The sequence below is a fragment of the Nitrosophilus kaiyonis genome (assembly GCF_027943725.1).
Taxonomy (GTDB): Bacteria; Campylobacterota; Campylobacteria; order Campylobacterales; family Nitratiruptoraceae; genus Nitrosophilus_A; species Nitrosophilus_A kaiyonis.
This window is the reverse complement of sequence record NZ_AP025696.1, coordinates 597,501-611,122: the sequence shown is the minus strand read 5'-3', so window position 1 is coordinate 611,122 and position 13,622 is coordinate 597,501. Positions and strand designations below refer to the sequence as shown.

The 13,622-nt window shown below is 32.9% G+C and carries 14 protein-coding genes and 1 pseudogene (1 of these 15 only partly in view); 11 read left to right on the top strand and 4 right to left on the bottom strand.

What is annotated here, in order from left to right:
* Positions 1–6 precede the first annotated feature (6 nt).
* The 4 genes from QML81_RS03090 to hypF are packed head-to-tail and all read left to right on the top strand — an operon-like array spanning position 7 to position 5,101.
* The gene (locus QML81_RS03090; protein WP_281951727.1) at positions 7–702 is read left to right on the top strand and encodes a cytochrome b/b6 domain-containing protein; all 696 of its coding nucleotides are present in this window, start codon (positions 7–9) and stop codon (positions 700–702) included.
* 1 nt (position 703) lies between these two features.
* Complete coding sequence (locus QML81_RS03085; protein ID WP_345741157.1) at positions 704–1,255, top strand: HyaD/HybD family hydrogenase maturation endopeptidase; 552 nt, start codon at positions 704–706, stop codon at positions 1,253–1,255.
* Entirely contained in the window at positions 1,239–2,993 is a 1,755-nt protein-coding gene (locus QML81_RS03080) for a carbamoyltransferase HypF (RefSeq protein ID WP_281951726.1), read from the top strand. Before QML81_RS03085 ends, QML81_RS03080 begins: the two co-directional genes overlap by 17 nt.
* On the top strand, positions 2,993–5,101 hold the full coding sequence (gene hypF, locus QML81_RS03075; protein WP_281951725.1) for a carbamoyltransferase HypF: 2,109 nt from the start codon (positions 2,993–2,995) through the stop codon (positions 5,099–5,101). Before QML81_RS03080 ends, hypF begins: the two co-directional genes overlap by 1 nt.
* A 5-nt stretch (positions 5,102–5,106) precedes the next feature.
* Here the strand turns inward: hypF and QML81_RS03070 are convergent.
* From QML81_RS03070 to QML81_RS03060, 3 genes and pseudogenes are all read right to left on the bottom strand, one after another.
* Positions 5,107–5,748, bottom strand: a pseudogene (locus QML81_RS03070) (YaaA family protein).
* Positions 5,749–5,801: 53 nt separating this feature from the next.
* Entirely contained in the window at positions 5,802–6,989 is a 1,188-nt protein-coding gene (locus QML81_RS03065; RefSeq protein ID WP_281951724.1) for an NAD(P)/FAD-dependent oxidoreductase, read from the bottom strand.
* Entirely contained in the window at positions 6,986–7,621 is a 636-nt protein-coding gene (locus tag QML81_RS03060; RefSeq protein ID WP_281951723.1) for a hypothetical protein, read from the bottom strand. Before QML81_RS03060 ends, QML81_RS03065 begins: the two co-directional genes overlap by 4 nt.
* A 96-nt stretch (positions 7,622–7,717) precedes the next feature.
* On the opposite strand from QML81_RS03060, the gene QML81_RS03055 reads away from it, so the two are divergent.
* The 7 genes from QML81_RS03055 to hypA are packed head-to-tail and all read left to right on the top strand — an operon-like array spanning position 7,718 to position 13,524.
* Positions 7,718–8,359 carry a hypothetical protein gene (locus QML81_RS03055; protein ID WP_281951722.1) on the top strand — a complete coding sequence of 214 codons (642 nt, stop codon included), beginning with the start codon at positions 7,718–7,720 and terminating at the stop codon, positions 8,357–8,359.
* Between the two features lie 12 nt (positions 8,360–8,371).
* Positions 8,372–9,100, top strand: coding sequence for a hydrogenase nickel incorporation protein HypB (gene hypB, locus QML81_RS03050; RefSeq protein ID WP_281951721.1), 729 nt, complete (start codon positions 8,372–8,374; stop codon positions 9,098–9,100).
* Positions 9,100–9,393, top strand: a complete 294-nt coding sequence (locus QML81_RS03045; protein WP_281951720.1) for a HypC/HybG/HupF family hydrogenase formation chaperone — start codon at positions 9,100–9,102, stop codon at positions 9,391–9,393. The genes hypB and QML81_RS03045 overlap by 1 nt, the downstream gene beginning before the upstream one ends.
* The gene (hypD, locus tag QML81_RS03040; RefSeq protein ID WP_281952032.1) at positions 9,377–10,525 is read left to right on the top strand and encodes a hydrogenase formation protein HypD; all 1,149 of its coding nucleotides are present in this window, start codon (positions 9,377–9,379) and stop codon (positions 10,523–10,525) included. The genes QML81_RS03045 and hypD overlap by 17 nt, the downstream gene beginning before the upstream one ends.
* Complete coding sequence (gene hypE, locus QML81_RS03035) at positions 10,522–11,514, top strand: hydrogenase expression/formation protein HypE (protein ID WP_281951719.1); 993 nt, start codon at positions 10,522–10,524, stop codon at positions 11,512–11,514. Before hypD ends, hypE begins: the two co-directional genes overlap by 4 nt.
* Entirely contained in the window at positions 11,508–13,184 is a 1,677-nt protein-coding gene (locus QML81_RS03030; RefSeq protein ID WP_281951718.1) for a hydrogenase maturation protein, read from the top strand. The genes hypE and QML81_RS03030 overlap by 7 nt, the downstream gene beginning before the upstream one ends.
* Positions 13,177–13,524 carry a hydrogenase maturation nickel metallochaperone HypA gene (gene hypA, locus QML81_RS03025; protein WP_281951717.1) on the top strand — a complete coding sequence of 116 codons (348 nt, stop codon included), beginning with the start codon at positions 13,177–13,179 and terminating at the stop codon, positions 13,522–13,524. The genes QML81_RS03030 and hypA overlap by 8 nt, the downstream gene beginning before the upstream one ends.
* On the opposite strand, the gene QML81_RS03020 is transcribed toward hypA, so the two are convergent.
* A protein-coding gene (locus QML81_RS03020) for a thiamine-phosphate pyrophosphorylase (protein WP_281951716.1) crosses the window boundary here: on the bottom strand, positions 13,502–13,622 show its end. The gene runs 311 nt beyond the window's last position; only the last 121 of its 432 coding nucleotides appear in the window; its start codon lies off the right edge, out of view — the gene reads right to left on this strand; the stop codon is at positions 13,502–13,504. The genes hypA and QML81_RS03020 overlap by 23 nt on opposite strands.

Genomic DNA, 13,622 nt, shown 5'->3' with positions numbered 1-13,622 from the left:
GCTGAAATGAAAAAGTATCAAAAAGTAAAGCGAATGACACTCTTTATGCGTCTTAATCACTGGGTGGTTGCTTTGTGTATGGTTGCAGCTGTTGTAACTGGGTTTTATATTGGTCATCCATATTATCAAACGCTTATAAATGAACCGGCGGTACAAAAGTATGTGATGGCTTGGAATCGATGGATCCATTTTTATGCAGCAATTATTTTTGATGTAAGCTCTATTGTCATAGCATATCTTTACTTTTTTAGCAGATTTGAAAAACCTGTTAAAAAGCTCATACCAAATGCCAAAAATATCAAAGAGTTTTGGGAGGTTTTTATCAATTTAATTACTCTCAACCGTGTGAAAAGATTTGATAGCAGCCATGAAGATAGTTTTCATGTTGTCTTTTTTACTATATTTCACCTGCTTTTGGCCTGGATGCTTTTAACAGGATTGCAACTTTATGTTCATGGTTTAGAGTCTGGGATGAGTAGTATAGGTTCTTGGTGGCCATGGATATTACATGTAGCAACTGATTGGACAGTGCCTGTTTGTGGAGGAACTAAAATGGATGTGCGATATGTCCATCATCTAACAATGTATATCATTCTTGTATGGATAATGTTTCATATCTATTATGTAGTATGGCGAACTATCTTTTGGAGAGAAGGAGATATCGCTATTGTATTTGGTGGATATAAATTTAAGAGAGGTTGAGTTGAAAACAGCTATTATAGGAATAGGTAATATTTTATTTATGGATGAAGGAATTGGGGTATATGCGTCAAAGTATTTAGAGAGTAATTACAGTTTTGATAAAAATATAGATATTATCGATGGCGGAACATTGGGCTTTAAACTGATGCGATATTATCAAGAATATGATAAAGTAATAATTTTAGATACAGTCTCTATAGAAGATGCTCCAGGCTCAGTATATAACCTACCAAGTGAGGTTTTGCTTGGGCTTGGAGAGTATAGAAAAACTGCACATGAAGTTGAAGTGGTTGAGATGCTTGAGATTTGCAGTATGCTTGAATCAATAGCCAAAGTAAACATCATTGGAATAGTTCCAAAGGATATTGAAAGTGTTGGAATAGGGCTTACAGATGCTATGAAACAATCTTTCAAAGATTATATTCAAACCCTTTTGAAGGAGTTGCAAAAGAGTGGTATTGGGTATAGGAAAAAAGATGATGTAATGTTAGACAAAATTATCCAAAAGTATGCAAACCCTTCAATGAAAGATATAAATGACATTGCAGTTTGAGTTTTATTCCCATACCACATATTTTTTACAACGTATTCAAGTAATTGCAGAGCTAACCAACACTTCTATAAAGATAGATGTAAAATTTCCATTTATTTATGTATCATTTGATGAAAATATTGAAGAGTTTACAAAAGCTTTAGATGAGCATCTCTACAACTCACTATTTTTCAAACAGGTTCAAGTAAGTGACGAGTTCCCATCTTTATCACATATTGAATATATTCCATCATCAATCTCTTTATGCCCAAATTGCATTAAAGAGATGTTAGATCCAAGTTCAAGAAGATATTACTATCCATTTACCAGCTGTAACTCATGTGGCTGTCAGAGTAGTTTTGTGGTACACTATCCATTTATGCGTTCCAATACATTGATGAACTTTTTCAAACCTTGTAGTAAATGTCAAGAAGAGCTTAAATCAAATCCTTTTCGAAAAAACTATCCACTCATTACCTGCATAGAGTGTAATATTCCTTTGAAACTAACTGACAAAAAGGGCTCAAAAGTTTTATTTGCCAATGAAAAAGAGGATTATAAACAGATATTTGATATTGCAGCCAATGCTATAAAGAATGGCAAATCGGTTCGTATAAAAACGTTTAGAGGATATAAGCGATTCTATTTGGAAAAAGATATACAAAGCTTTGTGCTTATTAATCGCTTAAATGATACATTTTTGATACTACCAATGGAAAAAAGAACCCTTTTTAGTATTGAAAGACCTCATCTTTATCTTACATCAAATAGTGGTGAAATTGTTGAAGCTGTTGGTGTATGGGACGGTTTTACAACGCTTCTTATGGCATCACTCAATGAAGACTACTGCTATTTTGATGAGAAAGAAGAGGCTGATATATTTATTGATTTTGAACTTCCAATAGAATTTTATAAAGCACCAAAATATTTTATCAATAAGCAATATTCCTTTTTTCGCCCCGAAAGTGAATCCCTTTTTCCAAAATATTGTGATAGTTCTAAAACAGCTCTTTTAGACTCCTTTTTAATGTACAATGGCATCATTGATAAAGTAGAGCATTTTGATAATGTAGAAACAGACTCCATCATAGTATTTAAAGAAGAGCCAATTGAGCATTCTCATATAAGAGTGCAAGATCTATCAAGAGCTGCTTTTGAAAGTGTTTTAAAAGAGCATACCATAATAGAGCCAACTGTTGGAGTCTATTTTTCAAGTAAAGTCAAGTTTTTTTATAAAAAGCAAGTAACTAAAGAGGTTTTTGAATTTGGGAAAATCATTTTTGAGCCAAAAAGAAAAGTTGTAGAACAGTTTCAAAAAAAATATCCAAAAAGATGGGCAGCTTTTGAAGAAGAGAGAGATTTTCTTTTAAAGGCTGCAAGAGTTATTGGATTTGATAGAGATTTTGAAGCTTTCAATAGATTTAGTCTTGAATTTGGAGGTAAAGGAGGTGTTAGTATTGATTGTAGAGTGGTAGAAAACGGTTTTGATTATTCAAGTTTTTACGCTTCTATTATGAGTTTTGTTTTAGCCGAAGCTGATTCAAAACTGTTAGCATATTCTATTTTTGAGTCTTTGGGTGATTTTTTAAGCTCTCAAGCTGTCTCAATCTTGAGAGAATCAAAAGCTAAGTATATTGTTCTATGTGGAGCATATATCGCAAATAGTGCCTTTTTTAGTAGGTTTGTAAGAAATGCACCGATGACAAAAGTCAATATTGAGTATCCAATAGATAAAGAAAATGCTTTATTGGGAGTGTAATGAGAATATTTGTTAAAGGGATTATCCAGGGTGTGGGCTTTCGTCCCTTTGTATATAAACTTGCTAATGAACTAAATCTCAAAGGATTCATTCGAAACTGTAGCGATGGCGTAGAGATTGTAGTGGAGGGGGAACAGGAGCAACTTTTTATAGAGTATCTAAAATCAAAACTTCCCCCTTTAGCAAAAATATTTTCATTGAGCATAGAAGATACTCCAATTCAAAACTTTGAAGATTTTACTATTATAGATAGTAAAGTTGGAAAGAAGGAGACATTTTTATCTCCAGATATATCTATATGTGATGAGTGTTTAAATGATCTTTTTGATTCCAAGAGTAGACGATACCATTACCCTCTCATCAATTGTACAAACTGTGGACCTCGCTATACTATTATAAAAGATCTTCCTTATGATAGAGAAAATACATCAATGGAAAATTTTCCTATGTGTAAAGAGTGTCAAAGGGAGTACAATGACCCAAATAGCCGCTTTTTCCATGCTCAACCAATTGGATGTAATAGATGTGGACCAAAGCTTTTTTATGGTGAACTACAAGGATATGAAGCAGTTAAAGCAGTAGCAAAAGATATTCAAAATGGCAAGATTGTTGCTATAAAAGGATTAGGTGGATATCATCTTGTATGTGTACCTAAATCTGCTTACAAGCTACGACAAATCAAAAGAAGACCCAAAAAACCTTTTGCAATGATGTTTCCCTCAATAGATAAAATAAAAGAGGTCTGTAAACTTAATGAATATGAAGAAAAACTTATTTTATCAAAAGAATCTCCTATTGTTATTGTAAAATCAAAAGAGTATTTTGAAGATGTGGCGCCGGATATTGATAGGTTAGGGGTTTTTTTACCATATTCACCAATTTATTATCTGCTCTTTTCTTTGATTGATTCCCCTTTAGTGGTAACAAGTGCAAACATATCAGATGAACCAATTATAAAAGATGAAAAAAATATTAAAAAATTTACGCAAAAAGTTTTATATTACAACAGAGAAATTGTTCGCAGTTGCGATGATAGTGTCCTAGTCAGTGCAGATAAAAAGCCGCTATTTTATAGACTTAGTAGAGGATATGCTCCAAAAAGTTTTTATATTTCTAAACAACTACCTGCTATCTTAGCAGTTGGTGCGAGGCAAAAAAACACAATTGCGCTAAGTTTTGCAAACAGTGTCATCCTATCACCTCATATAGGAGATATTAAAAATATTCAAAGTTATGAATATTTTATGCAAGTGATTGAAGATTTCAAAAAAATGTATGATTTTACACCAGAGGTGATAGTTTGCGATAAGCATCCAAAGTATGAGACAACACAATATGCTAAATCCTCAGGATTTCAAACTATTCAAGTGCAACATCATCTTGCTCACATTTATGCTGCAAAAGCAGAGATGGAACTAACTAATCATGCACTCTCATATGAGGAATTTCTTGGATTTAGCTGGGATGGAACAGGATATGGTGATGATGGAAAAGTATGGGGTGGGGAGATATTTGTAGGTGATGAGAGAAAATACCATTTTGACTATCTAAAAATTGCTGGCGGAGAAAAAGCAATTAAAAATATTAAATTTATTGCTTGGAGTCTATTAAAAAAATATGGTTTTGAAGTAGAAGATAAACTTTTCAATCTTGCTTATGAAAAAAATATCAACTGTTTTGAAACAAGTTCTGTTGGAAGACTTTTTGATGCTATAGCCTATATTTCAGAACTTTGCAAATACCAAGAGTATGAAGGCTATACCGGACTTTTGGTAGAAAAAGCGTACAGAGGCGGAGAGGATAGGTATGATTTTTATATAAATAATGGAGTAATTGATATCGATTTTGAAGCGCTTCTAAAAGATAAAAAAGAAAATATTCCAACAAAATTTTTAAATACGCTTACTACCATTATTATAGAGACTGCAAAACAAAATAAACTTCCAGTTATACTTACTGGTGGTGTTTTTCAAAACAAAACACTGCTTGAAAATAGTATTAAAAAACTACAACAAAACAGAATCACTTACTTCTTTCCAACGCAAACTCCAATCAATGATGGTGGGATTAGTTTGGGGCAGCTTTGGTATGCACTCAAAAAATTATGAAAATATTATTGATTATTTTCTATTTCCATTACCCAAATCTCTTCATTTTTTTTACTGATAATCTCTTTTAGATTTAATCCTTCAAAGCTAAAATCTTTTAATTTTTTAAAACTATCTATTCTATTTTGAGCAATCTGGCGAAGAATTTTTCCTCTATAAGTTTTTGCCCAGTGACTGATAACTTTACCATTTTTGATAAATTTCATTTTTATAGTAAAGTTTGGCTTATAAAATTTCTCATAATATCCTGCCCGTAAATCTAAAATCTCGTCATCTTGAAGCAAATTTTTACATAATGGTGCATAAATTTTTTCTGGTTTTATATTATCAACCGCTTCTGTTTATTTTAATTTGTAAAATGGAATTAAGTCCTTAGCACACAATGGTCCAAAAAGGTTTGAAAAAGTTATAAGATGCTCATCGATAAACTCTTGATATAGAGTATGAAGAGAGTTATAATCAAGATACTCATAAGCCACTCCAGTATATCGTTGTACTGCTTTGAGGGTAGGGGAGTTAAAAATATCCACATCCAAAAGCTCTTTTGTACCAAAAAGTTTCAATATTTTCTCTTTATCCCCACTTTTTATAATGGTATCATACTTTTGTAAAATCTCTTCTCTATCGATATTAAAACAAAACTGCATATGGTTTTGAACACCACCAGTGCGTTTAGCTTCACTTGGTGCAAAAAGAATTTTCATGTATGTTCCTTACACTGTTTTAGTTTTTTAAATCCCTGTTTTGCTTTGAATTTTAGAGGTGTTTTATACCATTTTTCAATCGCTTTTTTTCCAAGCCAACCCAAAAAACCACTAATTTGTAAGCCAAAAGGCGTTACAATCACAGCATATCTACCACCTAATGCAATAGCAAGTCCTTGAAGTTTAATATCGGCTCTTTGCATAGGTCTATTTAAAATGGTATGCAAGATATTTTTTGCTGCAATTACTCCACTTTGTTCAGCACTTTGTGCAGTTGGAGGAACAGGGTTTCCTTGCTTATCTTTTAAAACTGCTACATCACCTATAGCAAAGATATTTTTTTCGACTTTTAAATACTCATCAACAATCAAAAATCCTCTTTTATCTTTTTTAAAAGAGAGATTTTTTATAAAAGGAGATGGCTCAATTCCTCCAGTAAATATGGCAAAATCAAAATCTATTTTTTCTTTATTGCTCAAAATAGCCTCTTGCTCTTTAATTTCGCTAACATATTGAGGTATTAAAGAAACACCTAAATATTGCAATCTTTTAATGGTTCTATTACGTGTTTTTTCGGCTAATCCTTTTAAAATATGCTTAGAAACTAATTGAATATCAATATTCCCGCAACTAAGAGCATTTTCTTTGATATATTGGTTAAAATAGTATCGCATTTCAGCAGCTATCTCTACTCCACTCAAGCCCCCACCAATAACAATTACTTTAAAACACTTCTTTGCTCTTTGTGGCTCTAATCTTGCAAAAAGCTCTTGTTCAAAAAACTGCTTTATATGAATGGCACCGCGGAGACTTTTAACACCTAAAGAGTGCTCTCCCTTTTGTTCAAACCCTTTTAAAAACTTTGTTACACTACCTGTTGCTATAATGCAATAATCAAAATGGTAGGAGTCTTTTTTACAAACCACTTGATTATCCTCTATCGTTACAGCTTCATCATGTACAAAATAAAAATTTTTTCCAAAGCTAGCAACTAAAGTTGGCAGATAGATAAAAGTCTCTTGAATAGGGATTTTAGAAGTAACCAAATCATAACTTTCAGTTTGTAAGTAATGGTAAGTGTGCTGATCAATAAGGGTTACTTCAATATTTTGCTTAAGTTTTGCAAACTCCTCTAAAGCTTTTATCCCTCCATACCCACCACCAATAATAACAACTTTTTTCATACTATTTCCTTTAATTTTTGACAATCAAAATTGAATTTAAATTCTGCCTCTTTGAGGTAATAGAAAAAGTTTTCTCTTTTTATTCCCTTAAATTTTGGCATAAAATCTTCTAGATAATTCCAAAAATTGTAAATGAGACTATTGTGAACATTGTTTTTCACTTTAGAGATTCGTAAAAAACTTTTAAATTCCCTATAGTATATCTCATTTAATCCATCTTTACTAAAATAGGGCTTGAATCTATAAAGATTAGGCATCAATAGATTATAGATTTTTCCTCCATAATCGAATGTTAAAAAATTATATCCATCAAAAATATCTTTTTTCGGATCTTTTGAGTGTTCCAAATAGATATACTCTTCATATGCTTTTATATCTTTACGAGAGAGATACTCCTCTTCCATAAAAAAAGCTATCTTTTTTCTAAAATCTTCATAATAATTTTTAATTGTAATATAGTTATATTTACTCTCTTTTGTACATTGATTGATAGTCAAATTTTTGCAGAAACAGTCCAATATTTTCTGTTTTCTAATAATTTTTTGAGGACTAAATTTTCTTTTACATACTTTACATTTTCTATAGCCATTTTTAAGAAGATAAGTCCCATTATTACAATAAATACATCTCATATCTGGTTCCATTTTTATATAACTATTTTTTTCTTTTATTTTTATTTTACCAAATATTACTATAATAGTGAACAACTATTCATATAAAGGAAGATTATGGATTCTTTACCGCTTCTTTTAATCTTTTGGTATGGTATTTTACACGCTTTTGGTCCAGATCACCTAACAGCCATTACTGATTTTAGTATTGGTAAGAGTAAAAAGAAAACGATGCTTATTACCCTTGCTTTTGCTATAGGGCACGGTGTTACACTTTTTATTTTTGCAAAACTTTTACAACATATTGACATTAATGAAGAGATTCTTGCATGGGGTGATTATATTAGTTCAAGTGTTATTATAGCAATTGGACTTTTTTTACTTTTTATGGCTTTGAGTGGTCGTATTAATGTTGGATGGCATGAGCATGATGGTAAAAAACATATCCATATATGGTATGGCAAAATTCATGAACATAGTGAAAAAAAACAGATAACCTCTGCTCTTACTGTTGGTACTCTTATGGGAATAGGGGGTGTACGAGGTATGCTCATAACTCTGAGCGCTATTGCTCATCATGAAGTTAATCTTTTGATGGTAGCAAGTTTTACAGTTGGCGTAATGCTTGTATTTTTAGTTTTTGGATATTTTATATCACTTGTCAATGAAAATCTGTTACAAACTCAAAAAAATGTTCAGTTTGCTTTTGCAACAGCAGGAGTAATTTCATTAATTGTTGGCACAAATATGTTTTTTTAAGGAGGAGAGAAAATGTGCAAAGATTGTGGATGCAGCATAACAGATAATCATGAGCATACTCATGAGCTTCATACAAACCCCCAGCTCAATGACACAAAAACAATAGAAATAATTACAAAAATACTTGATAAAAATGACCATGAAGCAACGCATAACAGGTCTCATTTTGACAAAGCAGGAGTATTAGCAATCAATCTTATGAGTAGTCCAGGAAGTGGTAAGACTTCGCTTTTAGAGAAGCTAGCCGAAATAGATAGATTTAAATTTGCAGTGATTGAAGGAGATTTGGAAACGAACAGGGATGCAGATCGTATCAGAGCAAAAGGGGTACAGGCTTACCAAATCACTACAGGAAGTGCATGTCACTTAGATGCCTTTATGGTTCATAAGGGTTTGCATCATATTAAATTAGATGAAATTGATGTCTGTTTTATCGAAAATGTTGGCAATTTAGTGTGTCCTGCAAGTTATGATGTTGGAGCACATATTAATATCGTTTTAGTAAGTGTTCCAGAAGGGGATGACAAGATAGAAAAATACCCTGTAATGTTTAGACAAGCTGATCTTATTCTCATTACAAAAACCGATCTTTTACCATATTTTGATTTTGATATACAAAAAGCTAAAGAAACAGCAAGAAGACTCAAACCAAATGTAGATATTTTGGAAATCTCTACAAAGGATGAGGAATCAATCCAAAGGCTTGCAAAATGGATTTCATTTAAAAAGGAGATGCGCTAATGTGTCTATCAATTCCAAGCAAGGTTGTAAGTATCGATCAAGAAAAATGTACTGCTATTGTAGATACTTTGGGTGTGCAAAGAGAAGTTGGAATCGATTTTATAGCAGATGAAGTCAAGGTAGGGGATTTTGTTCTTATTCATATAGGATATGCGATGAATATAATCGATGAAGAGTATGCAAAAGAGTCCATTGCCCTATATCAAGATATAATAGAAAAGATGGAGGAGAGTGAAAAAGAGCAACTTATAAATGAGAGTGACATTTGCCCAGGAGATGGCAGTGGAACTTAAAGATTTTTATGAAAAATTTCGTGATCCAAAAGCGATCAAAGCTCTTGCAAAAGCGATCCAAAAAGAGGCAAGAAAGCTTGATTTTCCTATAAACATAATGGAGGTTTGCGGGGGGCATACCCATACGATTATGAAATATGGCCTTTTACAACTTTTGCCATCCAATATCCGTTTTATCCATGGCCCTGGATGTCCAGTTTGCATTATGCCAAAAGAGCGGATTGATCATGCCTATATTTTAGCAATGCAAGAGGATGTGATCTTGTGTACTCTTGGAGATATGATAAAGGTGCCAGGAAGCCAAGGAAGCTTGCAAGATGCAAGAAGCAAAGGGGCAGATGTAAGATTTGTATATAGCCCTTTGGATGTATTAAAGATTGCAAAAGAGAACCCTACGAAAAAGATTATCTTTTTTGCTATCGGTTTTGAGACTACCACACCGATGACAGCTGCACTCATTGAGAGTGCCTTAAAACAGAACATAAATAATATTTTTTATCACATTAATCATGTGACGGTTCCAGAAGTGATGAGAGAATTGATTGATAGTCGTGATGAGCATATTGACAGCTACAATAATAGAATCGATGCTTTTTTGGGACCAAGCCATGTAAGCGTAATTACTGGAAGCAAAATCTATGAAGAGTTTCCTAAAAAATATAATAGACCTGTTGTTGTTGCTGGATTTGAACCGGTCGATGTAATGGAAGCTGTTTTGATGCTTGTTCGTCAGTTTTTAGAAAATCGCTATGAAGTAGAGATCCAGTATAAAAGAAGCGTTAACCGCAATGGAAATATCAATGCTCAAAATTTAATTGAAAAATATTTTGAAAAGAGAGATCTTTTTAAGTGGCGAGGGCTTGGAAATATTCCAAAAAGTGCATGGAAACTTAAAAAAGAATATGAACATTTGGATGCTGAAAAGCTTTACAACCTTCCCAAAGAGGAGATTGAGGATCATAAACTCTGCATCTGTGGCGATATTTTGCGGGGAATGGCAAAACCGACAGAGTGCCAAGTCTTTGGCACTGCCTGTACACCGCAAAAACCTCTGGGAAGTTGTATGGTAAGCAGCGAAGGAGCATGTGCTGCATACTATAAGTATGGCAATCTTTTGCAGGAGGTTCAATGAAAAAGGTTGTTTCACTTGCTATGGGAAATGGCGGTGTAGAAAATATGGAGCTTATCCAAAAAACGATCCAGCGCCATTTGCAAAATGAACATCTCCAAAAGGCTGAAGATGCCACTGCTTTACCATCTTTGACAAATCCTGCTTTTACAACAGATTCATTTACTATTTCTCCTATCTTTTTTCCTGGTGGTGACATTGGAAAGCTATCAATTGCTGGAAGTTGCAACGATTTGGCTATGATGGGAGCAAAGCCAAAATATTTGAGCCTTTCATTTATTATAGAAGAGGGGTTTTTGCTTCGTGATTTAGAAAAGATAGTGAGAAGTATGAAAAATGAGCTTAGTGTGAATAGTGCTGCAATTGTGACAGGCGATACAAAAGTGGTACCTAAGGGAAGCTGTGATGGAGTTTATATAAATATTTCTGCCATTGGTGAAAGAGTTATTCAATCGTCTCAAGAAAACATTGAAGTAGGAGATGCACTTTTAGTAAGTGGTGATATTGCAAGACATGGAGCTACCATATTTGCAGGACGTGAAGGAATAGAACTTACAAACACCATTCAAAGCGATTGTAAATCCCTATGGCCAATTGTAGAAGAACTTATAGAAGCTAATCTTAAAATAAAGGCAATGCGAGATGCTACAAGGGGAGGTGTGGCTGCAGTTTTAAATGAGTGGGCAATGGTAACAAACATGACAATGGAAATAAAAGAGAGTAAATTTAGTGTGGATGAAGGTGTTAAAGGGATTTGTGAGATACTTGGGTTTGAACCATTTGTTTTAGCAAATGAAGGAACATTTATACTTGTGGTTGATTCAAAAGATGCAAAGAGAGCTCAAAATATTTTACAAAAACATAATCCTTATGCTGCGATTGTTGGAGAAGTGAGTGATTCTTATCCTGGTCGTGTCATTTTACAAAGCGAGTGGGGAACAACACGGTTTTTAGATATGCCAACAGGGGAGATTTTGCCAAGAATATGCTAAAAGTGCTTTTACTATGCAATACTTTTAATACCTTGACACAAAAAGTTTTTTGTTATTTGAAAGAAGAGGGTTATGATGTAAGTGTTGAGTATGCTATCAATGAAGAAATAATGATAGAAGGAGCAAATCTTTTCAAACCTGATATTATATTGGCTACATATCTTACAAAAAAAATCCCAAAAGAGATTCATACAAAATATCCAACTTTTATCATACATCCAGGTCCATTTGGGGATAGAGGAGCCTATGCACTCGATAATGCTATATTAAATAATTTAAAAGAGTGGGGTGTATCTATTTTGGAAGCAGATGAGGAGTTTGATGCGGGATCTATATGGGCATATAGAAACTTTTCTTTATCTAAAAATATTACCAAAGGGTATCTCTATCGAACGGTAGTAAGTGATTTGGCAATTAAGCTGATAGATGAGTTGATTGAAGAGATAAAACATAAGCAAGAGCCTTTAGCAAATCCAAAAAAGCCTTTGCATCCAAAAGTGACGCAAAATGTAAGAGCAATTGAGTGGAACAAAGACAGCACAGTAACAGTCATACAAAAAATAAACGCTTCAGATAACTATCCTGGTGTAAAGGATCATTTTTTTGATTGTGAAGTCTATCTTTTTGGAGCAGTAAAAGAGCAAACCGGGCTTGAAAAAAAAGAGGTAAAACCAAAAGAGATCTTAGCAAAACGAGATGGAGCAGTTTTGGTTAAAACTATTGATGGAGCAGTTTGGATACAGCAGATGACAGAGATTAAAAATAGAGTACGTCAAATCAAACTCCCTTCAACCTATGTGTTAAAAGAAAGACTCAAAGGGATAAAAGAGGAGCGAATCTCTTTGTATGTTGATCCAGATTTGCCAACATTTAAAGAGATAACCTTTTATAAAAAAGAAAATGTAGGTTTTTTAGCATTTGATTTTTATAATGGTGCTATGAGTAGCCAGCAATGCATTAGACTTAAATATGCGATAGAGACACTTAGAGAAGAGGTTGATATTTTAGTTTTGATGGGTGGTGAGCAGTTTTTTAGTAATGGAATTCACTTGACGATTTTAGAAGATAGCAAAAAAAAAGGAGAAGATGGCTGGAGCAATATCAATGCTATGAATAATCTCATTAAAACAATTCTTTTTAGTGATGATATCCTAACCATTACGGCATTTCGTGCAAATGCAGGAGCTGGAGGTGTCTTTTTAGGACTTGCATGCGATATCGTTTTTGCTAAAAAAGGTACAGTACTTAACCCTCACTATAAAACAATAGGACTTAGTGGTAGTGAATATCATACATACACTTTGCCAAAAAGAGTTGGAAAAGAGATAGCACAAAAGCTTTTAGATGAAGCCTTACCAATTAATGCAAAAGAGGCAAAAAATATCGGTTTAATCGATATGATATATGAAGATTTCGCAGAAATAGAATCTTTTGCAATAAACTTAGCGCAAGATGATAAATTTTATGAGTTACTTGATAAAAAACGAGATTGCTTGGAAAAAGAGGAAATATTAATTAATAGATGTATAGAAAATGAGTTAGAAAAAATGTATCCTGAGTTTTGGAATTCAAAAAGTTTATTTCATAGGCTTAGACACGATTTTGTTTATAAAATTTGTCCATTACAAACACCGCTTCGTCTTGCAAAACATAGGAGAAAAAATGCATGAATATTCTATTGTTCAAAGTCTTTTAGATATTATAGAGGATAATGTTAAAAAAAATAGAGGTAAAAAAGTTATAAAAGTAGTAGTTAAGATTGGAGTTTTAAGTGGAGTGGAGCCTTATTTACTTGAGAGTGCCTTTAATACTTTCAAAAAAGGAACTGTGTGCGAAGAAGCTACTTTTGAAATGATAATAGATCCATTAAAAGTTAAATGTAAAGAGTGCAATAGTATAAATGAGTTAGACCATAAATCTTTGATTTTTGAATGTACAAATTGTAAAGGTGTAGATTTGGAGGTATTAAGTGGTGAAGATATGTATCTTATGAGAATTGAGATGGAGTAATATTTAAAATTTCTTTTTCCAAATTATAAAGTTCATATCTTAATCTTTTAAATTTTTCAGCCTCTTTTTTATCAATTATTTTAAAAGATTCTTCTAAA

Excerpts from the sequence above, each read along its gene's own strand:
- QML81_RS03090 (WP_281951727.1), top strand. The coding sequence starts at position 7 with ATGAAAAAGTATCAAAAAGTAAAGCGAATGACACTCTTTATGCGTCTT.
- QML81_RS03080 (WP_281951726.1), top strand. The coding sequence starts at position 1,239 with ATGACATTGCAGTTTGAGTTTTATTCCCATACCACATATTTTTTACAA.
- hypF (WP_281951725.1), top strand. The coding sequence starts at position 2,993 with ATGAGAATATTTGTTAAAGGGATTATCCAGGGTGTGGGCTTTCGTCCC.
- QML81_RS03065 (WP_281951724.1), bottom strand. The coding sequence starts at position 6,989 with ATGAAAAAAGTTGTTATTATTGGTGGTGGGTATGGAGGGATAAAAGCT.
- QML81_RS03060 (WP_281951723.1), bottom strand. The coding sequence starts at position 7,621 with ATGAGATGTATTTATTGTAATAATGGGACTTATCTTCTTAAAAATGGC.
- QML81_RS03055 (WP_281951722.1), top strand. The coding sequence starts at position 7,718 with ATGGATTCTTTACCGCTTCTTTTAATCTTTTGGTATGGTATTTTACAC.
- hypB (WP_281951721.1), top strand. The coding sequence starts at position 8,372 with ATGTGCAAAGATTGTGGATGCAGCATAACAGATAATCATGAGCATACT.
- QML81_RS03045 (WP_281951720.1), top strand. The coding sequence starts at position 9,100 with ATGTGTCTATCAATTCCAAGCAAGGTTGTAAGTATCGATCAAGAAAAA.
- hypD (WP_281952032.1), top strand. The coding sequence starts at position 9,377 with ATGGCAGTGGAACTTAAAGATTTTTATGAAAAATTTCGTGATCCAAAA.
- hypE (WP_281951719.1), top strand. The coding sequence starts at position 10,522 with ATGAAAAAGGTTGTTTCACTTGCTATGGGAAATGGCGGTGTAGAAAAT.
- QML81_RS03030 (WP_281951718.1), top strand. The coding sequence starts at position 11,508 with ATGCTAAAAGTGCTTTTACTATGCAATACTTTTAATACCTTGACACAA.
- hypA (WP_281951717.1), top strand. The coding sequence starts at position 13,177 with ATGCATGAATATTCTATTGTTCAAAGTCTTTTAGATATTATAGAGGAT.